Source organism: Haloarcula japonica DSM 6131, assembly GCF_000336635.1.
Classification (GTDB): Archaea; Halobacteriota; Halobacteria; order Halobacteriales; family Haloarculaceae; genus Haloarcula; species Haloarcula japonica.
In genome coordinates, this window is record NZ_AOLY01000037.1 from 1 (window position 1) to 22,479 (window position 22,479).

Below are 22,479 nucleotides of genomic sequence, written 5' to 3' on the forward strand. Positions count from 1 at the left end.
GCGCCATCAGAGATGTGTATAAGAGACAGCCACTGTTCCTCAGAAGCCATCTTTCCTCCCGGTGCTGCCGACAAAGCCGCCAGCAATCATCGATTCCAGCAAGTTAGTAGCAATTGTTGTATACATCGACCACCCTACGTCCGACAACCGAAGCGAGCCAGTAGGAGGTCTATATTTCGGATAGTCATCAGTTAATTTCTGTTCATACATCAATACACAACCCTGGTTATCAATTACATACCTGGACACTAAACGTTACTGATGGGGGGTATCGCTAGCGTCTTCTCATGCGCACATACGACTTGTGCGTGTGGTTTTCCCTCTAAACACGCGATTTATGCCTTGCATAAGTTACTTTCTGGATTTATCTGTTAATTCCATTCTTAATACAACATATAATATGTAGGTACTTTTCAAATAAATTTAATTATGTCCCCACCATCATCGAAGTTGTATCATGTCAGATACCACCATGCGCGAATACCTCGCAGAGCACCCAAAAATGGCCGGCGCACTGTTCACCCTCCTGATGCTACTGTCACAGGCAGGGACTGCAGCAGCTAACAACAGCACTTATATCGGGCCGTAAAAGCAGGAGTCGCTAAGAAAACACAACAGTTTCTGCGGTATTGTAACGAACCATGAGTCATTCGAACGTTCAGTGGATAGCGTCCAGATCTATTGAACTACTCCAATAGAGGTCCCCGTCGGTTTTGATTGGTACCTGCTGCATATTTAGAAATTCTAGCAATTCGTCACTGGAGACAGTGACAGCATCAATCGGACCAGGGACTAAGTAGTACTCAGTACAGTCATTGAAGTGTGGATGCATAATAGCCCCTAGTCCTTTATTATCTGTCGAGTATGTGTTCATTTCTACGCTGTAACCGTGTTCAACGGTTTCTATTTCAAGCAGGTTTGGGATCCCACCATCTGCTTGCGCGACAGTGATACCACCGTCACCCACAACAATGTACTGCCCACCGAGGATGCTCTCACCGCGTGCAATGGTAAGCGCTGCACGGAGGGGGAAGCCACAGTTCAACAGCCGGGCGACTGCCTCTCCGATGCGAACCGCGCCGTCGTTCAGTACTTCGTTAAGCGTGACAATACCGGCGATTGCGCCCTTCTCGACGAGCGCCAAGCCCTGATTGTATGAGTTACAGGCATTCAACAGGAACGTGTCGATGCCGACCGAGTCGACCGTCGTCACGTCGAGCTTGCCGTCGGAGCAGACGAAGCCGTCGTGTTCCGTATGGCCGATATAGTGGAAGAACTCCGCGTCGGTCGTAAGGACCGTTCTGAGTTCCGCCGTCGTCAGGTTATCGTGGACCGTGACATCAAACGGCAGGTCGTCACGGGTGCCGTACACTTCGTCGACGAGCTGCCGTTCCTCGTCCATCCGGGCGTCGTTCTGGACGACGCGAATCGTGATGTCCTCGGCGTTCGTATCGCGGTCGAGTCGGTGTTCGAACGCTGCTTTGGTCAGCTTGCTCGCACCGATGGGGATGCTGTCCCCGATCCAGGCCTGTTCGAGTGAGTCCTCGGCCTGTGGCTCGACGTAGTCCGTCTCGGCTGTGGCAGTGCCAGTATCGGAACTCGCGGCGCGGGTAATAACATCGTCGCGGGTGAATTCAGCCTCGGCCTCCGCCGGCACGCTTGCCTGATTCAGCCGCTGTTGCTGATGCGTTCGGACGATAGCGAGGTCATCGACGACGTACGGGAGCTGTTCCGCGTTCGCCGGCACCGGGTCGATATGTGTCGTCAGCCGCCACTTCGGAATGTGGTCCTCGATCACGTCGTACGGGACCTGCAGATAGGTGGCGACTTGCTCTGCCAGTGGCCGCTGATACAGTGATTCGAAATCGAGGTCGACGTATGGCTCGATGGCCGCCCGTTCGTGTAAGTCGATCTGGTGGAATCCCTCAGTGCGTGTGACACAATCGAGAAAGAAGAGACGCTTGAGAGTTCGTCCGACCTCGGATTCGAAGCCGCGTGCGGTATCGAGCGAGTACGTAAATCCTGTGTCGGTCGTGAGCCGCGGCTCGGATGCGGGGGCGAGCGAGGCCCCGAGGTAATACGAAAGCGGCGCGGCGACGAAGATAGACGCGAGATCAGGCGGGAGTTCGAGCGTGACACCGGTATCCGGACTGTCGATATCCATCGGGATGTCCAGACTGTCACCCATTTCAATCGCCGGCGGGTGGCCGCGAAGCGTCGGATAAGAGCGCTCGGGGTCGTGGGCTTTGAGCGCCGACCCGAAGGTCTCGACCGCGGCCATCACGTCTGCCGGTTGCTCAGTCGTCGTGACCGTAGCCGCCGGGCGGTCGTGCTGTGAGCGAGCGCCGATGAGCAAGTCAGTCGGGCTGTCGAACTCGATACGGGTCCGCTCCGAGTCGACGGTGACCTCTATCGCGGTATCCTCAACCCGCATGTACGTCTTGATCTGCGTCAGCGGGTCGAGTACGTAATCATCCGACGGTAGCGTTTCCGATTCGAACTGGGCGACCTCGGCGGCTATCGCGCCGTCGTCGTCACGGACATAGACCATGACCACTGTTGGCAGTTCGATAGCGCGCGTCCGTATCTGGACAGCGTCTCCGACGGGATACTGAAACACGTCGGTCGCCCCTTCCCTGAGCGCAATGGGTGTCGGCGTATGTATCCGGTAGCGCTGGCGCTCGATCTGATCGATGACTTCGAGCCCGGGACGGTCCGCAAGCGGTTCGAACGTTAGAGTCATATAATAAACGAGCGAGGCAGTATTACTCTCGTACAATTAAAACGATAGAGATCATGAAAAAGATATCGCCGGCCTCACCTATCGCAGTCTGGCCTCCTACGGAGACTGGTCGAAACGGGGTGACTGAACGGAAACACGCCAGCGGAGTGAAACAGGCTGTTCCGTGTAACCCCTGTCGACCGGCGGGCGAAGCGGGTAAGGGCACCCCGGCCTAACGTTGTCGTAGTGAAAGAGTTCGAGCGCAAACAGTTGCTGGAGCGCATCGAACGCGACAGCGCGACCGTCGGCGCGGACATCCCCGACGAGATCACCGTTCAGGGCGAGGAGATCGAACTCCAGTCGTTCGTCTTCGAGATCAAGCGTCGGGAGACGATTCCGCGAGGCGAACGCGAGCGCGTCGAACAGGCAAAGAAGAACCTGCGGCGCGAACGCCTCCAGCGCAAGCAACGCATCGAGGACAACGAAGTGAGCTACGAGCGCGGCGAGGAACTCGCCACGGCCATCATCGGTATCGACCGGGCCCTCAATGCGCTCGAACAGCTCGGTGCAGCGGACATCGAACAGGAGGCCCAGGCACAGGAGGCGGCCGACAGGAAGCGCTGGATGAAGTTCCTCCAGAAAGCGCTGGGCCACGAGGACGCGGACTCCGGCACGGGTCGTGCCGGGCGGAGCTACTAACATGAGCCGGAACGACGAGATCGCGACACTGCTCGAAGAGTTCGCCGACCTGCTGGACGCGAAAGGCGTCGAGTACAAGCCCCGTGCCTACCGCCGGGCGGCCGAGAACATCAGGGACCACCCGGGAGCAATCGAGGGGCTTGCTGCAGAGGGCCAGGACAGCATCGGCGAGATCGACGGCGTCGGCGACGCCATCTCCTCGAAGGTGGTCGAATACTTCGAGACCGGCGAAATCGAGGAACTGACCGAGCTTCGAGAGGAACTCCCTGTCGAGATGGACGCTCTCACGGCGGTCGAGGGTATCGGGCCGAAATCCGTCGGCTCACTGTACGAGGCGCTGGGTATCACCACCCTCGATGAGTTGGAGGCGGCCGCGGAGGCCGGCGAGATTCAAGCGGTGTCGGGCTTCGGCGCGAAGACGGAGCAGAACATCCTCGACAACATCGACTTCGCCCGCGAGGCCCATGAGCGCTCGCTGCTCGGCGAGGCCCGCCCGTACGGCGACCAGGTGCGGAAGTACATGGCCGCCGGCGACGCCGTAGCCGAGTGTGCGCTCGGCGGGTCGATCCGCCGTTGGCGACCGACCATCGGCGACGTAGACGTACTCGTCGGGAGCGCCGATACCGAGGCCGTCGTCGACCGCTTTACCGCCTGGGACGAACTCGACCGCGTCATCGAGTCCGGCGAGACGAAGGCGAGCGCCTACGCCGACGACGTGCGGGTCGACCTGCGCGTCGTCGACCCCTCGGAGTTCGGTGCGGCGCTGCAGTATTTCACCGGGAGCAAGGACCACAACGTCGCGGTCCGCAACCGCGCCATCGAGCGGGACCTGAAGGTCAACGAGTACGGCGTGTTCAGAGAGGTGCGAAGCACCTCAAGCAGTCGGACGCAGTCCGACGACGACGTAGAGGGTGTCGAAGACGACGACCAGCGAGCCGGCGAACGGGTGGCCGGCAAGAGCGAGGAAGGAGTCTACGACGCGCTCGGGATGGACTGGGTCCCGCCTGAACTCCGCGAGAACCGCGGAGAGGTTGCGGCCGCCGCCGACGGGTCGCTCCCGGACCTTCTCACCGAGGGCGAGGTCCGCGGCGACATCCATACGCACACGGACTGGTCCGACGGGGGCAACACCGTCGCGGAGATGGTAGAGGGCGCTGTCGACTTCGGCCACGACTACCTCGCCGTCACGGACCACGCGACCGGGCCGGGGATGGTCGGCGGCGTCGGCGTCTCCGACGAGCGACTCCGCGAGCAGATCTCGGAGGTCGAGTCGGTCGCGGCGGCGGCCGACATCGACGTGTTCACCGGCGTCGAGGCCAACATCGCCGCTGACGGGACTATCTCCGTCGCCGACGACCTACTGGCGGACCTGGATGTTGTGGTCGCCTCGCCCCACGCCGCATTGGACGGCGACGGCACCGACCGACTCGTCGCGGCCGCGGAACATCCGGACGTGAACGTCATCGGCCACCCGACCGGCCGGTATCTCAATCGCCGGGAGGGGCTGGACGTGGACATGGAACGGCTCGCCGACGCCGCCGCCGACAACGACACGGCGCTCGAAATCAACGCCAACCCCGCTCGACTGGACCTCGGCGGCGGTGCGGTCAAGCAGGCCGTCGAGGCCGGCGCGGAGGTCGTCATCAACACCGACGCCCACAGCCCGGACAACTTCGGACTCCTGCGCTACGGCGTCCACACGGCGCGGCGGGGGTGGGCCGAGACGGCCGACGTGTTGAACACCCGCGATGCGGACGGCCTCCGCGAGTTCCTCGATGCCTGAGGACGCCCCCAGCGACCGGCTCGTGCTCGATGCGATGTTGGGAAAGCTCGCCACATACCTGCGGATGTGCGGCTACGACACGGCCTACGCGCTGGACCGGGACGCCGAGGCCGACGACGACCTCCTCGCCCTGGCCGCCGATGAGGACCGACTGCTGATTACCCAGGACACGGACCTTGCCGCTCGTGCGCCTGAGAGCGTCCTGCTTAGCGAGCGGGAGATCGACGGCCAGTTGCGGGAACTCGCCGACGCCGGCTTCCGACTCTCGCTCGCACCGGAGCCGGCTCACTGTGGCGTCTGCAACGGCCCGGTCGAGGAGGTCGACCCGGTGGAACCGACGCCGGAGTACGCACCGAGTGCGAGCGACGAACCGGTCTGGCGCTGTACGGACTGCGGGCAACACTTCTGGAAAGGGAGCCACTGGGCGTCAGTTAAGACGACGCTGGAAGACCTATAGAATACAGAAAACCACCGGGCGTCGCTACAGTTCTTCAGCGACGGCGACGGCCTCCTCGGTCGTCCCCTCGACGACCACGCCGGTCGTCACGCCGTCTTCGGTCCAGTAGACCACAGCCCTGTCGTCACGCTCGACGGCTGTCGCATTCCGGCCGTTCACCTGCACTGCCGTTCCGTTCTCCGCGTCGTCCAGATAGCTCGACGCGCCGGTGGCGGTCAGGAGCGTCACGTTCTCCCCGTCGGCGTCGTACTGCTGGACCACAGCCGTACTATCGGCCCGGCTGATGTACCGGGCCTCCTCGAAGGTCCCGTTATCGTACTCCGGCAGATCCAGATCCGTCGCGGACTGAGCTGCGTCGTAGGTTTCGTAGGTTTCGACCGTCGTGACGGCGACCCGGTCAGCCGGCGGGGCGAACTGGCTGTCGTCGATGCTGACGTTGAAATTGGTTTCCTCGACGGTGAGTTCCGTCCGGTTCTTCCCGTCGTCGGTGATCAGCTTGTGGACGCGGTAGTCCTCGGTGTCGACCCACAGCGTCGTGTTCGGCGCGTCGATGCTCTCGTTGGTCGGTTCGAGGTCGAGTATGTACGTCGACTTGCCGTTAACCTCCTCGGTCCCCCGGAGCGTCGCAGTGACGTTCTCCTCTGGAACCGGGTCGGTAGTGTCGTTCATCGCCGCGGATTTTTCCGGCAGTTCACGGCCGTAGGACTGGTTCTCGCCGACCGCCCAAGCGACGGTCCCGTTCGTCCCCATCTCGTAGGCCCGGTCCTCACCAGTGACGGCGGCCCACGCTTTGTTCGGCTCAGCGGCGGCGTACTCGACTGTGGCGGTCTGCGTCGCCGTGTCGTTGGCTACAGTCACCGTCGCTGTTCCGGTGATCGTCTCGGCTGTATCGTAGCGCTGTTCGGTCTTGTCGAGCACGTCGTCGCCGGACGGTTGTCCCATCTCGCCGAGGCTTGAGACGCCGGCAACGGCCCCGGCGGCCAGCAGTCCGACGGCGACGAACACAGCAACGATAGCCAGTCTCCGCCCGGTATCGGCTGTCATTGGCCGGGCTTAGGACTGGAGTGGTAAGTGGCTTCCTCCTGTCAGAATGCGGACTGTATCCTGACGGGGCCAGACCTGGCGAACCCCTCATTGCCGTCCAGTCCGTACGCGGGCCCGTGAGCGAGTCAGCGAACACGACCGTCCGCGTCGACGGCGTCAGCAAGCAGTACGACCTCGGCGGGACGGTGACGGCGCTGGACGACGTGAGCCTGGACCTCTCGGCGGGGTCGTACACGGCTGTGATGGGACCGAGCGGCTCCGGCAAGAGCACGCTGTTGAACCTCATCGGCGGACTTGACACGCCGTCGTCGGGGCAGGTCGTGGTCAACGGACAGGACGTTTCGGCTGCCAGCGAGGCCGAGCGGGCCGACATCCGCGGGACCGAGGTGGGCTTTGTCTTCCAGACGTTCAATCTCATGCCGCGACTGACCGCGGTGGAGAACGTCGCCCTGCCGCTCGTCTTCGACGGCTGGGACCGCACCCGCCGCCGCGAGCGGGCGGCGTCGCTCCTCTCTTCGGTCGGACTCGGCGACCGCACCGACCACGTCCCCGCAGAACTCAGCGGCGGCCAGCGCCAGCGGGTCGCCATCGCCCGCGCGCTGTCGACCGACCCGGCGCTGATCCTCGCCGACGAGCCCACCGGTAACGTCGACACCGACACCGGCGCACAGATACTCGACCTGTTCGACGCCCTCCACGCGGCGGGTAACACGTTCCTGCTGGTGACCCACGAGCGCCACGTCGCCGAGCGGGCGGAGCGAATCGTCCACGTCGAGGACGGTCACATCCGGTCCGTCGAGGACGTTTCTGGGGGACAGCACTGATGGACACCGGCGAAAGCGTGCGCATCACGCTCCGATCTATCAGGGCCCACAAGCTCCGGTCGGCACTGACGGTCGTCGGGGTCGTCATCGGCATCGCGTCGGTCATCACCTTCGCCACCTTCGGGGCCAGCGTCGAGGCCGAGATCGTCGGCGACATCGAGACGTCGAACGCGGGCAATATCTACGTGTTCGGCACCCCGGCAGGCGACGACGACTTCGACCGGACGCTCCAGCCGGTGTTTACCGAGTACGACATTCAGCAGTTAGAGGAAATTGCAGGGGTACAGGCGGTGCTTCCGCGTGGTATCGTCCAGACACAGTCGGTTCGGCATGGGAACCAGACGCTGGCCAGACAGCAGGTCACGGCGGTGCGACCGGCCAGCTTCACGCAGGGTGTTCTCGTCGAGGGTCGGTCCTTCGGTGCTGACGAGGAGGCCGTCGTGGTCAACGAGCGCATGGCCGGGTCGTTCTCCGAGAACCTCACGACCGGCGAACGCCTCACCATGACGATGCCCGACGGCGGCGAGCGTAACGTCACCGTCGTCGGCGTCGTCAACGGGACGCGCGGAGAGGTGCCGGTCAGCGAATTCGCCCGCCAGCCGCGGGTGTACGTCCCAATCGACCCGTTCTACGAGTCGGTCGTCGAGAGTCCGTCAGTGGGCGTGCGTCAGCGCGCGTACCCACAAGTGACGCTCGTCATCGACCCGCGTGAGATTCCGGAAACGCAGTCGGCGATTCAGACGTACCTCTCCGGTGAGTCCGACGCGCGGTCGCTGTCGGCCGACGACACGGAACTGGTCGCCCGGTCCGGGAACGACTTCGTCGAGGAGATCAGCGACGTCATCGAGCGCATCACGCGCTTTGTCACCGGCATCGCCGTTATCGCGCTCGTCGTCGGCGCTATCGGTATCGCCAACGTGATGCTCGTTAGCGTCACCGAACGGACCCGCGAGATCGGCATCATGAAAGCCGTCGGGGCGCGCAACCGCGACGTGATGCAGGTGTTCCTCGTCGAGGCCGCACTGCTGGGGACAATCGGCTCGCTGCTCGGCGTCCCGCTGGGCCTCCTCGTCGGCTACGGGGCGACGAGGTACGCCGAAGTCACGTTCTCACTTGCGCCGCTGTGGATGGGGCTTGCGGTCGGCGTCGGTGTGCTGGTCGGCGTCGTCGCCGGCCTCTACCCGGCGTGGCGAGCGGCCCGGGTCGATCCTATCGACGCGCTCAGACACGAGTAACGCTTACCGGGATTCAGAACACCGAAATACGTGGTCGCCGAACCACCGGTCGATGACCCTCTCGGAGGAGGCCCGCGAACGGCTCGCCGACATCGTCGAACTCCAGCCGACCAAAAACGGCGAGTTACAGGAGCGCTGGGACATGGACAGCGGCAGCGAGGTCCACCAGTACCTCGAATCCGAACTCAAGGAGTACTACTACCGCGACGACAACAGCCTCATCTGTGCGACGCCGGAGGCGACGACGCTCATCGACGGGGAGGACTCCGAGCGGATTCAGACGGTGACGGTCACCCCGCTCCAGCAGGCTATCGTCGACGTGATCGCCGGGCCGGACGAGGAGAGCCAGAGCGTCGTCGCCGTGTTACACGCCCTCCGCGAGGTCGGCGAGGACCGCGACACCGACGACGTCCGCTCCGCGCTTCGGAGCCTCGCAGACAAGGGGATCGTGGAGACGGTCGAGAAGACCGTGCCCACGTTTAGGCTGGCCGTGCCGCGGGACGAACTGGACATCGAACTGTCCGAAGAGTGAGTCCGGACTGCGGTGTCGGTCTGTCACTCAGTCAGTCCCGGCCGCTGTCGCCGTCGCCGCCGTTCTAACACCCGTTGTATTGCCTTGCCTGGTCCGCCGTCGAGCGGCCACGCCTTCGACCGCCACGCCGGCGGCTCCGGCTCGTAGGACGGGCACTGCCCCCGACACTCCGCCGCTGTCGGCAGACAGTCTTTCGCCGCACAGTGGGGAAATACGCCAGTCTCGTCGGCGCTGAACTGGAAGTACCTGCAATCAGGGCGCATCGTGTTCGCGTACGCGCGCCAGCCGCGAGCGTACGCCCGCTCGGCGATAGCGAGCCGCCGCTCTCGCTTCCAGTCGGGGTCCGCGTACTCGAACTGCGCCGCGCTGGTGTCGTCATCCGGCCGGTCCAGAATGCGCGTTCCCGTCTCGTCGACTGACAGCGACCGCGGCTGCCAGACCGCCTCGGCCGTACCCTTTTCGGGATCGACAGTCAGTACGCCGGCGGCCGCGGGCAGATCGGCCAACAGAACCGGTTCCACGCGCTCGTCGGTCGCCGCCGTCGCCACCCACACCTCGTCGGCCAGCGACAGCGCGATGTCCCGCTGTAGTTGTGGGACGAGGTTCCTGGCGGCGCTGGCAGTGAGGTCGGGCTTGTTCTCGATGGCGATGATCCGCCGGAGCCAATTCGGATAGGGACGCACCCGACGGATTTCGATCCGGTTGCCGCGCTTGCGGGTCTCAATGGCATCACGGTCGGCCGCCTCGTGAATCGACTCCCGGACGTACCGCCACGGGTAGCCCGGGTCGGGGAGTACATCGCGGTAGTACGTCCAGTCGGCCGGCGCGTTCTGCAGGACGTGCAAGAGGTCTGAGTCGAATGATTCCGCTCCGAACTTCGCTCGCTCGCGGAGCCCGGCCGGGTCACACTCCAGCACAATCGTGTCCCAGCGGCGGTGTTTCGTTCCGAGCTGTCTGGCGACTAGGACCGCCGCGTCGTCGGCCGGCGACCACGCTCGCTCGACCCACTGGCAGACTGCCAGCTCGAAAGCGAACTCGGAGCCGGTCATAGCACTGGTTCGGCTTCGGTCTAAATAAATCCGCTTTCTCCGAGTAAATCAGTCACTCCGGCTCATCCTTCGTCATTTGGTTCCGCTTTGGAAGCGATATTACTGAATTTGATATTGAGAGCTAAAGCGAATCGGCTGTGAAAGTGGCTTTCTTGTTAAATAAGTATACAAAGAATTTATTCCATATGGGTCGAGATGAGTGAGTGCATGTCAGTACTCAGTAGTTCGATTGATAGTGTCGGAACAGCGTTACTCCAGTCTGGCGGTGGTGGTACTGCCGCCGGAATTTTTGGAGGTCTTTTCTTCATAGTTCTCGCTCTGCTCGCGTTCGGTGCCTTCATCGCATATATTGCAGGAATGTGGAAAGTCTTCGAGAAAGCCGGACAACCGGGCTGGGGATCATTCGTCCCGATATTAAATATCCTCTACATGTTGGATATCGCCGACAGGGAAACTTGGTGGATCATTCTGTTTTTCATCCCATTCATCAACGCACTTGTGTTTATTGTAATCAATATTGATATTGCGAAGAACTTCGGAAAAGGACCCGGATACGGACTCGCGATGTGGCTCCTCCCGTTCGTGTTTTGGCCACTGCTCGGGTTCGGTGACGAGTCATACGTTGGCGACACCTCTCCCGGCGTATAACTCAGAACAGAACTCACTTCATTCAGTATTGGCCCTGGGACACAGTCCTGCTGCTCATAATTTCACTGAGCAGCCGCTATCGACCGCGACTGGCTCTACTCCTCGTCCGCTTCTCGCTCGTCGAGGAACTCGTGTGCCTGTTCGAGTATCTCGCGGGGGCCATCCTGTGTGACTGTGTTGATGGCCTGCTCGTAGTCGCGCCACTGCAGGTCGCGGTGTTCTGTGGACAGTTCGGCTGACGCTTCGAACGACTTCGCGACGAACAGGTGGACCGTCTTGTGGATGGTGTTGCCGTTCGCCTCGAACACGTAGTCGTAATCTTCGCGGAACCCGTCTAAAAGCCGGAAATCGCCGATACCGGCCTCCTCTTTCACTTCGCGTATGGCGGTCTGCTGGAGCTCTTCCTCGCCCTCGACGCCGCCCTTGGGGAACTCCCAATCGCCGGGTCGGCTCTTGAGCAGGAGGTACTCCCGCCGGCCACGCGTATCGCGAAAGAGGATGGCTCCCGCGCTCGTGGCCTCTATCATTATCGGATTTTATGACACCGCTACTTAAGAGAATATCGGAGACAAAACGGAAACAGATGGCCTTTTGTCACTCGCGGCTGAGTGTTCGTCTACAGATGCCCTTTGTCACGACGCTTACCTTCACCAGTGGGGACCGACATCGGCTTGAGGACATTGTCACAGAAATCAAAGACGGCGCCGAGCAGAAGGGGGTCGAACTCAAGGGCCCGCATCCGAAGCAACCACAGGAACTGCGGATTCCACAGTCGAAAACGCTGGGACCCAGCGGTGGCCGCTTCGAGTCTTGGACCCACACCGTCTACACCCGGACGATAGAAATCGTCGGGTACGAGGAGTTCGCCCGGAACGTTACCCAGCGGACCTTCCCGAACGCCATCCACGTCGAGGCCGGCGTCGAACAGCGGACACAGGTCGGCAGCGGGTCGTAGGGCCGTCGTCCGCTCCTGTGAGTTCTTATAAGTAACTGTGACCCGTTTCGCCGGCATGAACGAAGCCCAGCAGGAGCGGCTCAGGTCCGTCCGGCGTGACCTGCACAGCTATCCCGAGCCCGCCTGGCGGGAGTTCTACACCACCAGTCGTATCGTTGACGAAATAGAGCGTATCGGCGTCGACCAGTTATACCTCGGCCGAGATGTCGTTGACGGCGACGCGCGGATGGCAGTCCCGGATGACGATGAACTCGAAGAGTGGCGGGCGAAGGCCGACGAAGCCGGTGCCCGCGAGGATGTTCTGGAGGCCGCCGCCGGTGGCTTCACCGGCGCAATGGCCGTTCTCGAACAGGGTGAGGGCCCGACAGTCGCCCTCCGGGTCGACATCGATGCACTGCCGATTACGGAGTCAAACAGCGTGGCGCACACCCCGGCGGCCGAGGAGTTCCGCTCAACGAATGAAGGGTACATGCACGCCTGCGGCCACGACGCCCACGCGACGATTGGCCTTGGCGTACTGGAGGCAGTGAAAGAGAGCGATTTCCGCGGAACGTTCAAAGTCGTCTTCCAACCGGCCGAAGAGGTCATCGGCGGCGGGAAGGCCGTCGCCGAAAGCGGTCATCTGGACGACGTGGACCACCTGCTGGCGATACACATCGGTCTCGACCATCCGACCGGAGAGATCGTCGCTGGCGTCGGCGGCTTCCTCGCCGTTCGACAGTTCCAGGCGACGTTCACCGGTGAGACAGCACACGCGGGCGGGCATCCGGCACAGGGACGGGACGCTGTGCAGGCCCTTGCGACCGCTGTACAGAACCTCCATGCGATTCGCCGGCACGGCGACGGCGCAACACGTGTCAACGCTGGGGTTGTTGAGGGCGGTACAGCGACGAATATCGTCCCCGGAGAGGCGACGCTAGAAGGAGAGGTCCGCGGCGAAACGACCCCGCTCAAGGAATACATGAGCGAGCGAGCGGACACCGTCATGTCATCCGCGGCCGAGATGCACGACTGCGAGGTCGCTATCGAGACGACGGCAGAAGCGCCGAGTGCGATGAGCGACGACGCGCTCGCGGATGTAGTGTACGACGCGGCAGACTCGGTTCCCGGTGTCACCAGCCGTCTCCGGACTGATGACCTCGGTGGCAGTGAGGACGCGACGTACCTGATGGACCGCGTCCAAGATCACGGCGGGACGGCGACGTTCGTTGGTATCGGGACCGATCACCCCGGCGGCCACCACACACCGGCCTTCGATGTCGATGCGGATTCGCTGGCCATCGGTGTCGATGTCGTCAGCGAAGCGATCCGCCGACTGAGCAAGTGAGTACGCTACGGCGCTTCCCAGCTGGCAAGCTGAATTGATTTGCCGCTATCCGGCGACTTCCAGTTCAGCGTGACCGTGGCGTCAGAAAGGTCCGACGCCCCGGAAAACGTCACCTGCGACCCGGCCGTGATTTTTGAACTGTCCGCCAACGTACCGTCGATGCTCGTGAAATCGTGCTGTCCGTTGGCACCTGAAGCCCCGCTAACGGTAATGTACAGATGTCCGGCCTGAACCGAGTCACCGCTCCGGTGTTCGATTGTCAGGCTATCGGGACTCCCAGCATCGTAATCGAACGAGAACGCCGCCTGTGGTGCGTTCTGGCCGAGATTTCCGGAACCGAAATCGAGGAAGAACGTCGCTGCTGTCGCCGCCAACAGGACCGTTATTGCAACCATTAGTATGACACCCACAACTGGTGAGACTGCACTATCGTCGGATTGGAATCTGCGTACTAGCATGATTGACCCCCACTCGGGCGACGGTCGACACGCTGTCTCCGTCTCGGTGACCCCCCGGTCGACCGACCCCTGAGCGACTTCATTTTGATATCATGTTATCGAATAATAAAACTTGTCGTTCAAAAGTATAGTTTATATTTTACTCAACTACTATCCAGATCGCATTCAAAACGCTATATTCCTTTTAGCAAGCCTATGCCAGAAGATCAGAATCAACGGAAAAACGAAAGGAGCCGCCGAGTCAGTACTTGGGCTCTGCGCCAGTGACTTCGTAGATATCGTCCATAATCGAGTCGCGCTCGCGTTGCCAAGACTCGAAGCCAGAACGGTCGCTGGGGTAGGATTCGTAATGGTCCAGCAGCCGGTCGGCGGCCTTCTTTGTCTGGTAGAGATCTCGGATCGTCCCGAGGTGGCCGATGCTCTTGACGGCCATCTTGAGTTTGAGCCCGAGCCCGATGCTGGTCGAGCCGCCGTACAGCGCCTCGGCGAGCTTCTCGCCGGGCAGCGCGGCCAGCAGCGCCATCAGGTCGTCGACATCGTAGGCGGTAGTGAAGATGTTGTACACGTCAAGCGCAGCGTACCGGGCTCCGAAATGGTCCATCACGCGCTCGTTGTACTCCCAGAGCGCGGCTTCGTCGTCCGCTCGGCCGGACTCGATAGCCTCGATAGCCTGTTCAGCGGCGTAGGTTCCGGCATAGGCCGCACCGGCGATACCCCCGCCGGTCGTCGGATTGACGTGTCCGGCAGCGTCACCGACGGCCATGAACCCGGGCGCAACGGCGGAGTCGTACGGCCGACGCGTCGGCAGCGCAGCGCCGAGTTTGTCCTGTACCTCCGCACCCTCGAACTCGCTTCGGCCCTGAAGGTCGCGTTTGAGGTCGTCGACCAGTTCCATCGGCTCCTCGTTCATCTGGAAGCCGAGACCGGCGTTGATCTCCGTGTCCGTGCGCGGGAAGTACCAGAGGTAGCCCGCTGAGCGCTCGGTCGGCTTGAACACGAGCGCGTCGTCCCACTCGACCGGCTCGTCTACCTCGATAATCTCCCGGTACGCCGAGCAGAACTGCGAGTACTGGACGTTCGTATCGAAGGTCGCGTCTTCGAGGTCGGTCTTGTCCTGCAGGATCGAGAGCGCCCCGGCCCCGTCGATGACCATGTCACCTTCGTATGTGACAGGGTCGCCCTTCCGCATGGCTTTCACGCCGGTCACACACCCGCTGTCGTCCTGCAGCACGTCCTGAACCACCGTGTCGTAGTGGAACTCTACACCGCTATCGTTTGCACCGTCGATGAGACAGCGGCCGTACTCCCAGCGGTCGATGACGGCGAGTTCGCCCGGGACGGGGATTTCGAGGACGGTGTCCTCCTGCGGTATCTCGAAGCGCCCGTGGTCGACGCCCGTGTTCGTAAAGGCCGGTTCGAGCTGGGACTTCGGAATCGCCTCGGGGAAGTCGCTAGCCCCCTTCAGCGCGTCGCCGCAGGCGATGTGGCCGGCTTCGGTCTCGTCCTTTCGCTCTACGACGACGACGTCGTAGCCCGCGTCCGCAACGGTCGCGGCGGCGTAACAGCCGGATGTCCCGGCCCCGACGACGACAACGTCCACGGAAACGGTCCGTGCCGTCGCCGACGCTCGGCCGGCGTTGCCGTCCTGGTGTGTGGTCATGCACTCCCGTCCTGCCCGGAGAGAGAAAATTATTCCGCTACGGGTTTCAGACGGACTGCTGGAACTATTTCTGCGATGCACAGTCGACTACGGGTGCTTTATGTGGCATTGATGTACAGCGGTCCGTCTCACACCGGACAGCGGTGATAAAGAGTTTTGCTGGGGGGTATCAAATGGCCGAGCATGACCGAGCATACGGTGACCTTTGTGGGGACGGGCGAGGAGATTACGGTCTCCGAGAAGGAGACGATTCTCTCGCGGTGTATCGAGGAGGGCATCGCTCAGGAGTACTCCTGCCGCGTGGGGATGTGTCTGGCCTGTTCGGCGGAAATCGTCGAGGGGTCGGTCACGCAGCCTGCCGCCCGTGGATTGACCGACCGGGAACGGGAGAATTACGCACTGACCTGCATGGCGCGCCCGCAGTCGGACCTGAAACTCGACCGCGGGAAGTACCCGCCCAGTATTGAAGCGGATGTCGACCTGGAGGACGGCGACCTCACACCTGCGGACGACTAGTAGGCACTGAATACCATTAGCATATGGCCTGCTAGAAGGTCTGTAAATACCTTTAACATACGCCTGATATATTGCCTGATATAGAGCGGGGAAACTGCGAATGAAGGACAGGTCATATAAGCAAGTGGCCCCTAAGGAGTAGTGACTACAGCGTCAGCGGACGGCCTTCGACGACTGACACACGCTTCCCCAACCATGACCAGCCGCGTATACAGACTTCACTCGACACTCGAACTGCCACTGGAAGACGCCTACGATTTCTTCGAGGATCCGGACCTTCCACCTGAAATCGCTGACATCGACATCACCCGTCGAAATAATACGCTCATTGTCAGTGCCGTCGCCAAGGACGACTCCATGAGCAAGTACACCCCGACGGCCCAGCTCAAGGCCAGCGTCACGGAGAACCGGGTGTACGAGGAAGACCCCGACGAGATGGGTCCGCCTGGGGCCGCGAGTACCGGAAGCTCCGGCGGTGGCCCCCAGTGGGGCGCACTCGAAGAGGAAGAAGAAGAGATCGAGTCTGAACTCGTCGAGTACGCCTGTTTCAAGGGCGACCGCGAGACCGTTCTCCAGAACACTGCGCTCCAGTACGCGATGTTCGAGGTCCTGTGTGACGTCGCGAAAGTCGCAGAGAAGGGAACGCTGACGGCAATTGCGGCGGTCGACGAGGAACTCAAAGCTGTCCGCATCGTCGATGGGGAAGAGCGGCCCGCCGCGATCAACGTTGCAGAGGAACCCCGCGACGGCGAGGAAGAAGAGGGCGTCAACTGGCGCGACAACGAGTTCATCTCGTAACGCGGCCCGCGTAGCGTCCAGTCACGGATTCCGTTTTGTCGAGCCGTAGCTCCCCACTGTATAGCAGATGGCCTAAATCGCTACGCTGGCGTGATACCTGAGAGATCGGCGTCGGTAAATCGTGACGCGATTTCGATGGTGAGGTTCGCTTCGATGTAGGCAGCAATCACGATGAGCACGGCGGCCGTCGCAAGTAGCCATCCGGCTTCCCGCATATCCTGCCCAGTGACCAGTTCCTTCGTACGGCCGCGGATATACTGTATCGTGCGCCATCCGAACCGCAGTCCAACGGCGGCGACGATGAGCAGTGCGGGGATCTCGATAAGCCCGTGTGGGACGATGAGCGCGGCGACGACGACAGGCGAGACCTGCTTGAGCGCGATACCGACGACAACCCCGATGAGCAGTCCGTTCAAGACGAGCGACAGAACCGTCATTGAACCGAGCGAAATCGCACCGAGCGACATCACGAGCAACGCACCGAGGTTGTTAACGGTCAGCGAGAGGGTCGTTAGCTCAGCCGGCATAAAGGGATTCTCGCCGGTCGTTCCGGGGTTCTGAAGCCACTCGGCGGGTATCTGGCTGCCGAGTCCGTAGCCGAGCAATCCACTGACGATCAGGATCAGCGCGGCTACAGGGACATAGCGCAACAGCCAGCGGTGAAAGAGGCGGGCCGGGAGGGTTGGGCGGTCGTCCATACCACACCTTCCGCGGCGGCAACAAAAAACCCGAGTGCCCGGAACGGGGACGGCCGCCATTTTATTTGCCACCGCCTCACACACCTGTCGACCATCCAAAAAGTACTTGGCACTCGTAATTATATCTCATTACACTATGTCCGAATCAGCAGAGTTCCCGGACTATCTGGACGTTGATTACACTGACGGGGAAGGCGAAGACCCCGAAGAGTACCCGACTGTCAACCACAAGATCGAGAAGGCTATCGAGGTCACGAAGACCGGCCTCGAACAGTACGAGAACCCTGTCGTGATGTGGACCGGCGGTAAGGACTCGACGCTGACGCTGTACTTCGTCAAGGAGGTCGCCGACCGCTTCGACCTCGAAGTTCCGCCGGTCGTCTTCATCGACCACTACCAGCACTTCGACGAGCTCATCGACTTCGTCGAGCATTGGGCTGACGAGTGGGACCTCGATGTCATCTGGGCCCGCAACGAGGACGTGGGCAACTACGTCGACGAGAACGGTCTCGAACCGGGTGACGACATCCCTGTCGACGAACTCTCCGAACACAATCAGCACCACATCCGGAACATCCTCGAATACGAGGAGGACACGTTCCCGTTCCTGCTCGACACCTACGTCGGTAACCACCTCCTGAAGACGGTGGCGCTCAACGACACTATCGAGGAGCACGATGTGGACGGTATCCTGTCGGGCATCCGCTGGGACGAGCAGGAGTCCCGCGCTGACGAGACGTTCTTCTCGCCACGTCACGACCCGGACATCTACCCGCCGCACGACCGCATCCAGTCGATTCTCCAGTTCGCGGAAGCTGACGTGTGGGAAGCCTTCTGGAACTTCGTCGTCCCGGACACAGTTGAGGGCTACCCGGAAGACGGCTACGTTCCGCAGGGTCAGGACGACCTCCCCGAAGGAATCGAGAAGGAAGACGTGCCGGTCTCACCGAAGTACTTCGCTGGATTCCGCTCGCTCGGGAGCGAAGTCAGCACCGACAAGTCCGCCGAAGAACCCGCTTGGCTGCAGGACATGGCGAACACGACCGAGCGCGCCGGCCGCGCCCAGGACAAAGAAGACCTGATGGAGCGCCTGCGCGACCTCGGCTACATGTAAACGGGCACGAACGATACCGGTTCCGTATCGCTGTTTCTCTTGCTGTCTCAGTACCGACGGTCGGCACAACTAACAGTAAATACACAGCCGAATCCGCCTGTCGACCGAAACGAGCAGTCTCCGGTAGCTGACCTCCGGAGCACAGAAGCCGCTATCGGCACTGAGTATTGTCACTCTAACACTTCGACAGGAGTCGATGTAGACTGCGCCGGCAACAATCCCGGACCCGGTGTGGTCGAAGACACAGAGCGGACACGGCTGCCGTTATATGCGCGGCAACGGCTACAGGCGTCGGCCAATACCTGTTTTAGACCCTTGTTCATCTTTTCTGAACGATGTAATTATCCATCCCACAAGCCGGTAGTTGCAGTTTAAGCCTCGCTACGGCCCGTAAAACGGCCGAAAAAGCGTTATAGACAATTGTCGAGAAAAGGTTTAGGTACTGTCGAATAATACGAGTAGGTGAATGAGTTCAGACCAGTACAACTGTCCGAACTGCGGGGCGGAATTGAGCTACCAGACGACGAAGCACAACGGCTGTTCGAACTGCGGTTTCGTTCCGCCACACAGCGCTGAGTAAGGCGGATTGGACCGAGTTAGCGGACGCACTGTTCTGTAGTCGGTAGTTGTCGAGTTCTGCGAGGAGGAAGCGGTACTCGGGTCCGACATCTATTTTTCTCGGCTCGCTGTATCGTTGTCTGTGACGGACCGCACAGATCGGGGCGTTCTCGCGGGGGTTATTTTTGCCGTGTTACTGGCGCAGGTCTTGCTGTATCCGGGCGTCGACAGACTCGTCCGGTCGCTGGGTGCGACGACAGACCTGAACGCGAGCATGTGGTTCCTCGCCGCTGAGTTCGGGGCGTTTGTCGTTTTTGCTGGTGTGTGGGGCGTGCTCAGCGACGCCACCGGACAGCGTACACCGTACATTGCCGGCGGGGCGGGCGCAGGCGCAGTGCTGTACGCCCTCATCGCATGGCTCCCCGGAGCGGTCTCGCTCCCGTTTACTGGCGTGCTGGTCCTGCGGGTCCTCCAGGGCGGGGCCACTATCGCGGCATTCTCGCTGGCGATGACGATGCTGATGGACCTCGGCGGCGGCCATGGCAAGAACATGGGGGCGGCGGGTATCGCTATCGGCAGTGGCACGGCGCTTGGCGCGCCACTTGGCGGCCAGTTGTACGAGGTCCAGACCACGCTCCCGCTGTACGTGGCGAGCACGCTGTCGCTCGTTGTCGCTGTGGCCGCCCTGCTCGTGACTGACCGCGCACCGTCCGACGAGCGGTCTGGCCTGGCTGCGACCGTGTCCGGTCTCAAGCAGCGGCCAACGCTGGGCGTGCCCTACGCCTTCGGGTTTATCGACCGGCTCACCGCGGGCTTTTTCGCGCTCGTCGGGACCCTGTATTTCCGGGAGACGTTTGAACTGGGGCCCAGCGAGACCGGGATTATGCTAGCGCTGTTTTTCGCCCCGTTCGCCCTGCTCCAGTATCCGTTCGGTGTGCTCTCTGACCGCATTGGCCGTACTGTTCCCATCGTCCTCGGGTCGGTGCTGTACGGACTCACGGTTATCGGCGTCGGGCAAGCGCCGACGGTGACCATTGCTGGTGCAGGGATGGTACTGACCGGCGTTATCGGCGCACTGATGGCCCCTGCGACGATGGCGCTCGTCTCGGACCTCGCCGGCGAGACCGAGCGCGGCACTGCGATGGCTGGGTTCAACATCTTCGGTAGCGTCGGCTTCCTCGCCGGCATCCTTATCGGGGGGACTGTCGCCGGAGTCTTCGGCTATCCCGTTGCGTTCCTCGTCGCCGGCGGGACGGAAGTCGTCCTCGCGGTGCTCGCACTGCCCGGACTGCTACGGCTGGAGAAGCCGGCCGAGGATGCCGTCGCGGGCTGACTACGACGCTTCGCGGATCTCGTCCAGCGCCGCGGGGTTCTCGATGCTGGACATGTCACCCAGGTCCTCGCCGCGGTAGACACCGGCGATGGCCCGGCGGATGATTTTCCCGCTCTGCGTCTTGGGGAACTCGTCGACGAACAATACCTCACGGGGTCGGAACGGCTTGCCGAGTTCCTCGCCGACGGCGGCGCGGATGTCGTCCCGGAGGTCGTCCGATGGGTCGTAGCCGGGTTCCAGCACGGTGTAGAGGACGACGGCGGTACCGGTTGTATCGTCAGGCGCACCGACAGCTGCGGCCTGGTTGACGGCGTCGTGTTCCATCGCCGCACCCTCGACCTCCGCCGGCCCGACCTTCCGCCCGGCGACGTTGAGCACGTCGTCGGCCCGGCCGTGGAGGAACCAGAGGCCGTCCTCGTCTTTCTGGGCCCAGTCGCCGTGGTCCCAGACGTCGTCCCAGGTCGACCAGTACTCTTCGAGGTAGCGGTCGTCGCCGCTCCACAGCGACCGGGTCATGGACGGACAGGAGTCCCGAGCGACCAGATAGCCACGTTCGTGGGTGTCAGTGATCGAGTTCCCGTCGGGGTCAACGATGTCGATATCCATCCCCAGCCCTGGACCGCCCAGCGTGCAGGGCTTGAGCGACTGGATCGGCATCGGCATCAGGAAACACCCCATGATTTCGGTCCCGCCCGAGATGTTGATGATGGGGCAGTTTCCGCCACCGACCTTCTCGTAGAACCACTGCCAGCTCTCGGGGTCCCAGGGTTCACCGGTCGAGCCCAGCAGCCGCAGGCTGGAGAGGTCGTGACCCTCCAGCCACCCGTCCCCTTTCTTCCGGAGTGCCCGTACCGCGGTCGGCGAGACGCCGAAAGTAGTGATGTCGTGGCGGTCGATCATCTCCCAGAAGCGGTCCGGTTCGGGGTGGTCCGGCGCGCCCTCATACATGAAGACAGTCCCGCCGAAGGCGTGGTTTCCGAGCAGCGTCCACGGCCCCATCATCCAGCCGATGTCGCTCACCCAGAAGAAGCGGTCGCTGGGCTTGTGGTCGAAGCCGAAGTAGATCTCCTTGGCCGCCTGCATGAGCGCGCCGGCGTGCGTGTGGACGATACCCTTCGGTTTCCCGGTCGTCCCGGAGGAGTACAGCAGCATCGACTCCTGATTGCTCGGGAGTTCCTTGGCCGCGTACTCGTCGTCAGCGGTCGCTATCGCTTCGTCCCACCACTCGTCGCGACGGGTCCAGCGAATCGTCTCGTCGGGGTCGTCCGCGACACCGAGGCGGTCGTAGACCACAGTGTGTTCGACCGGCGTCGTTCCCGGTTCATCGCCGGCCTGCTCGATAGCCTCGTCGGCGCTCCCCTTGAGGTGGACCTCGGAGCCCCGGCGGTAGAATCCGTCACCGGTGAACAGGACGGAACACTCGGCGTCAGCAATGCGGGTCGCCGTCGCGTCGACGCCGAACCCGGAGAAGATGGGCACGGCGACGGCACCGACCTTGAGACAGCCGTACAGTATCGACGCGACTTCGGGGACCATCGGCATATACAGGCCGACGGTGTCGCCGGTGCCGACGCCGACGGACTCCAGATAGTTCGCTACCTTGCTGGCCTGCCGATTCAGTTCATGGTATGTGATTTCTCGCACGTCGCCGGGTTCGCCCTCCCAGATGAGTGCCACCGAGTTCCGCGTCGGGCTGTCCCGCGCTGCGTGGCGGTCCAGGACGTTGTGGGCGGCGTTGATAGTCCCGCCGGTGTACCAGTCGGTGAACTGCGGCCCCTCACTGTTGTCCCGGACTTGGTCGTATTCTTCGAAGAACTCGATATCGAGGTACTCCGGGAGCAGGTCCCAGAACCACTCGACGCCGGAATCGGCTTCCTCGGGCAGGTCCGTGGTCGTTCGCTCGATGAGTTCATCGTAGTTGTCGATGTCGTATTCCTGCATGAACTCCCAGACGTTCGTCGATTCGACGAACGCGTGGCTCGGTTCGTGGACGATGGAGTCTACGTGGTTTTGCTCGCTCATTGCGTCAGTATTCCGTAGTGTTTGGTCGTCTGGTATAAACTGGTACC

22 protein-coding genes are annotated in these 22,479 nt (G+C 62.0%); 14 read left to right on the forward strand and 8 right to left on the reverse strand.

Annotated features, from left to right (window positions below; genetic code table 11):
• The first annotated feature begins 457 nt into the window (after positions 1-457).
• Positions 458-589 carry a DUF7503 family protein gene (locus tag C444_RS22965; RefSeq protein ID WP_255359471.1) on the forward strand — a complete coding sequence of 44 codons (132 nt, stop codon included), beginning with the start codon at positions 458-460 and terminating at the stop codon, positions 587-589.
• A 69-nt stretch (positions 590-658) separates the two neighbouring features.
• Here the strand turns inward: C444_RS22965 and C444_RS11300 are convergent, their stop codons facing one another.
• A complete protein-coding gene (locus C444_RS11300; protein ID WP_004592968.1) occupies positions 659-2,743 on the reverse strand; it encodes a caspase family protein in 2,085 nt (694 codons plus the stop codon).
• A gap of 225 nt (positions 2,744-2,968) precedes the next feature.
• Here C444_RS11300 and C444_RS11305 point away from each other — a divergent pair, with 225 nt between their 5' ends.
• The 3 genes from C444_RS11305 to C444_RS11315 are packed head-to-tail and all read left to right on the forward strand — an operon-like array spanning position 2,969 to position 5,661.
• Positions 2,969-3,421 carry a DUF5788 family protein gene (locus C444_RS11305; protein ID WP_004592969.1) on the forward strand — a complete coding sequence of 151 codons (453 nt, stop codon included), beginning with the start codon at positions 2,969-2,971 and terminating at the stop codon, positions 3,419-3,421.
• Between the two features lies 1 nt (position 3,422).
• Complete coding sequence (polX, locus tag C444_RS11310) at positions 3,423-5,204, forward strand: DNA polymerase/3'-5' exonuclease PolX (RefSeq protein ID WP_004592970.1); 1,782 nt, start codon at positions 3,423-3,425, stop codon at positions 5,202-5,204.
• Positions 5,197-5,661, forward strand: a complete 465-nt coding sequence (locus C444_RS11315) for a Mut7-C RNAse domain-containing protein (RefSeq protein WP_004592971.1) — start codon at positions 5,197-5,199, stop codon at positions 5,659-5,661. Before polX ends, C444_RS11315 begins: the two co-directional genes overlap by 8 nt.
• A 24-nt stretch (positions 5,662-5,685) precedes the next feature.
• Here C444_RS11315 and C444_RS11320 read toward each other — a convergent pair whose 3' ends face one another.
• Positions 5,686-6,705: a LolA family protein gene (locus tag C444_RS11320; protein WP_004592972.1), complete on the reverse strand. Its 1,020-nt coding sequence runs from the start codon at positions 6,703-6,705 to the stop codon at positions 5,686-5,688.
• A gap of 116 nt (positions 6,706-6,821) precedes the next feature.
• On the opposite strand from C444_RS11320, the gene C444_RS11325 reads away from it, so the two are divergent.
• From C444_RS11325 to C444_RS11335, 3 genes are read left to right on the forward strand one after another with little or no spacing between them, the layout of a single operon-like run.
• On the forward strand, positions 6,822-7,529 hold the full coding sequence (locus C444_RS11325; RefSeq protein WP_004592973.1) for an ABC transporter ATP-binding protein: 708 nt from the start codon (positions 6,822-6,824) through the stop codon (positions 7,527-7,529).
• The gene (locus C444_RS11330) at positions 7,529-8,764 is read left to right on the forward strand and encodes an ABC transporter permease (RefSeq protein WP_004592974.1); all 1,236 of its coding nucleotides are present in this window, start codon (positions 7,529-7,531) and stop codon (positions 8,762-8,764) included. The genes C444_RS11325 and C444_RS11330 overlap by 1 nt, the downstream gene beginning before the upstream one ends.
• 52 nt (positions 8,765-8,816) lie before the next feature.
• Complete coding sequence (locus tag C444_RS11335) at positions 8,817-9,296, forward strand: DUF5797 family protein (protein ID WP_004592975.1); 480 nt, start codon at positions 8,817-8,819, stop codon at positions 9,294-9,296.
• 23 nt (positions 9,297-9,319) lie between these two features.
• Here C444_RS11335 and C444_RS11340 read toward each other — a convergent pair whose 3' ends face one another.
• A complete protein-coding gene (locus C444_RS11340) occupies positions 9,320-10,345 on the reverse strand; it encodes a DUF5787 family protein (RefSeq protein WP_004592976.1) in 1,026 nt (341 codons plus the stop codon).
• Positions 10,346-10,552: 207 nt separating this feature from the next.
• Between C444_RS11340 and C444_RS11345 the strand changes: the two genes are divergently transcribed.
• Positions 10,553-10,993: a DUF5684 domain-containing protein gene (locus C444_RS11345; protein WP_204365965.1), complete on the forward strand. Its 441-nt coding sequence runs from the start codon at positions 10,553-10,555 to the stop codon at positions 10,991-10,993.
• Positions 10,994-11,088: 95 nt separating this feature from the next.
• On the opposite strand, the gene C444_RS11350 is transcribed toward C444_RS11345, so the two are convergent.
• Complete coding sequence (locus tag C444_RS11350) at positions 11,089-11,520, reverse strand: bis(5'-nucleosyl)-tetraphosphatase (RefSeq protein WP_004592978.1); 432 nt, start codon at positions 11,518-11,520, stop codon at positions 11,089-11,091.
• 95 nt (positions 11,521-11,615) lie between these two features.
• Between C444_RS11350 and C444_RS11355 the strand changes: the two genes are divergently transcribed.
• Positions 11,616-11,948, forward strand: coding sequence for an uS10/mL48 family ribosomal protein (locus tag C444_RS11355; RefSeq protein WP_004592979.1), 333 nt, complete (start codon positions 11,616-11,618; stop codon positions 11,946-11,948).
• A gap of 55 nt (positions 11,949-12,003) precedes the next feature.
• On the forward strand, positions 12,004-13,275 hold the full coding sequence (locus tag C444_RS11360) for an amidohydrolase (protein WP_004592980.1): 1,272 nt from the start codon (positions 12,004-12,006) through the stop codon (positions 13,273-13,275).
• Positions 13,276-13,280: 5 nt separating this feature from the next.
• Here C444_RS11360 and C444_RS11365 read toward each other — a convergent pair whose 3' ends face one another.
• Positions 13,281-13,733: a type IV pilin gene (locus tag C444_RS11365; RefSeq protein ID WP_080509705.1), complete on the reverse strand. Its 453-nt coding sequence runs from the start codon at positions 13,731-13,733 to the stop codon at positions 13,281-13,283.
• Positions 13,734-13,974: 241 nt separating this feature from the next.
• Positions 13,975-15,393 (reverse strand): geranylgeranyl reductase family protein, encoded by a 1,419-nt coding sequence (locus C444_RS11370; RefSeq protein WP_004592982.1) that lies wholly within the window; start codon positions 15,391-15,393, stop codon positions 13,975-13,977.
• Between the two features lie 183 nt (positions 15,394-15,576).
• On the opposite strand from C444_RS11370, the gene C444_RS11375 reads away from it, so the two are divergent.
• Positions 15,577-15,909 carry a 2Fe-2S iron-sulfur cluster-binding protein gene (locus C444_RS11375; RefSeq protein WP_004592983.1) on the forward strand — a complete coding sequence of 111 codons (333 nt, stop codon included), beginning with the start codon at positions 15,577-15,579 and terminating at the stop codon, positions 15,907-15,909.
• Between the two features lie 195 nt (positions 15,910-16,104).
• The gene (locus C444_RS11380) at positions 16,105-16,707 is read left to right on the forward strand and encodes a DUF7110 family protein (protein ID WP_004592984.1); all 603 of its coding nucleotides are present in this window, start codon (positions 16,105-16,107) and stop codon (positions 16,705-16,707) included.
• Between the two features lie 80 nt (positions 16,708-16,787).
• On the opposite strand, the gene C444_RS11385 is transcribed toward C444_RS11380, so the two are convergent.
• Positions 16,788-17,405, reverse strand: a complete 618-nt coding sequence (locus C444_RS11385) for a stage II sporulation protein M (RefSeq protein ID WP_004592985.1) — start codon at positions 17,403-17,405, stop codon at positions 16,788-16,790.
• A gap of 136 nt (positions 17,406-17,541) precedes the next feature.
• Here C444_RS11385 and C444_RS11390 point away from each other — a divergent pair, with 136 nt between their 5' ends.
• Positions 17,542-18,519, forward strand: coding sequence for a phosphoadenosine phosphosulfate reductase family protein (locus C444_RS11390; protein WP_004592986.1), 978 nt, complete (start codon positions 17,542-17,544; stop codon positions 18,517-18,519).
• A gap of 700 nt (positions 18,520-19,219) precedes the next feature.
• On the forward strand, positions 19,220-20,410 hold the full coding sequence (locus C444_RS11395; protein WP_004592987.1) for an MFS transporter: 1,191 nt from the start codon (positions 19,220-19,222) through the stop codon (positions 20,408-20,410).
• On the opposite strand, the gene C444_RS11400 is transcribed toward C444_RS11395, so the two are convergent.
• Positions 20,411-22,432 carry an AMP-binding protein gene (locus C444_RS11400; RefSeq protein WP_004592988.1) on the reverse strand — a complete coding sequence of 674 codons (2,022 nt, stop codon included), beginning with the start codon at positions 22,430-22,432 and terminating at the stop codon, positions 20,411-20,413.
• Positions 22,433-22,479 lie beyond the last annotated feature (47 nt).

Coding starts and splice junctions, on each gene's coding strand:
- C444_RS22965 (WP_255359471.1), top strand. CDS start 458: ATGTCAGATACCACCATGCGCGAATACCTCGCAGAGCACCCAAAAATG.
- C444_RS11300 (WP_004592968.1), bottom strand. CDS start 2,743: ATGACTCTAACGTTCGAACCGCTTGCGGACCGTCCCGGGCTCGAAGTC.
- polX (WP_004592970.1), top strand. CDS start 3,423: ATGAGCCGGAACGACGAGATCGCGACACTGCTCGAAGAGTTCGCCGAC.
- C444_RS11315 (WP_004592971.1), top strand. CDS start 5,197: ATGCCTGAGGACGCCCCCAGCGACCGGCTCGTGCTCGATGCGATGTTG.
- C444_RS11320 (WP_004592972.1), bottom strand. CDS start 6,705: ATGACAGCCGATACCGGGCGGAGACTGGCTATCGTTGCTGTGTTCGTC.
- C444_RS11330 (WP_004592974.1), top strand. CDS start 7,529: ATGGACACCGGCGAAAGCGTGCGCATCACGCTCCGATCTATCAGGGCC.
- C444_RS11335 (WP_004592975.1), top strand. CDS start 8,817: ATGACCCTCTCGGAGGAGGCCCGCGAACGGCTCGCCGACATCGTCGAA.
- C444_RS11340 (WP_004592976.1), bottom strand. CDS start 10,345: ATGACCGGCTCCGAGTTCGCTTTCGAGCTGGCAGTCTGCCAGTGGGTC.
- C444_RS11345 (WP_204365965.1), top strand. CDS start 10,553: ATGTCAGTACTCAGTAGTTCGATTGATAGTGTCGGAACAGCGTTACTC.
- C444_RS11350 (WP_004592978.1), bottom strand. CDS start 11,520: ATGATAGAGGCCACGAGCGCGGGAGCCATCCTCTTTCGCGATACGCGT.
- C444_RS11355 (WP_004592979.1), top strand. CDS start 11,616: ATGCCCTTTGTCACGACGCTTACCTTCACCAGTGGGGACCGACATCGG.
- C444_RS11360 (WP_004592980.1), top strand. CDS start 12,004: ATGAACGAAGCCCAGCAGGAGCGGCTCAGGTCCGTCCGGCGTGACCTG.
- C444_RS11365 (WP_080509705.1), bottom strand. CDS start 13,733: ATGCTAGTACGCAGATTCCAATCCGACGATAGTGCAGTCTCACCAGTT.
- C444_RS11370 (WP_004592982.1), bottom strand. CDS start 15,393: ATGACCACACACCAGGACGGCAACGCCGGCCGAGCGTCGGCGACGGCA.
- C444_RS11375 (WP_004592983.1), top strand. CDS start 15,577: ATGACCGAGCATACGGTGACCTTTGTGGGGACGGGCGAGGAGATTACG.
- C444_RS11380 (WP_004592984.1), top strand. CDS start 16,105: ATGACCAGCCGCGTATACAGACTTCACTCGACACTCGAACTGCCACTG.
- C444_RS11385 (WP_004592985.1), bottom strand. CDS start 17,405: ATGGACGACCGCCCAACCCTCCCGGCCCGCCTCTTTCACCGCTGGCTG.
- C444_RS11390 (WP_004592986.1), top strand. CDS start 17,542: ATGTCCGAATCAGCAGAGTTCCCGGACTATCTGGACGTTGATTACACT.
- C444_RS11400 (WP_004592988.1), bottom strand. CDS start 22,432: ATGAGCGAGCAAAACCACGTAGACTCCATCGTCCACGAACCGAGCCAC.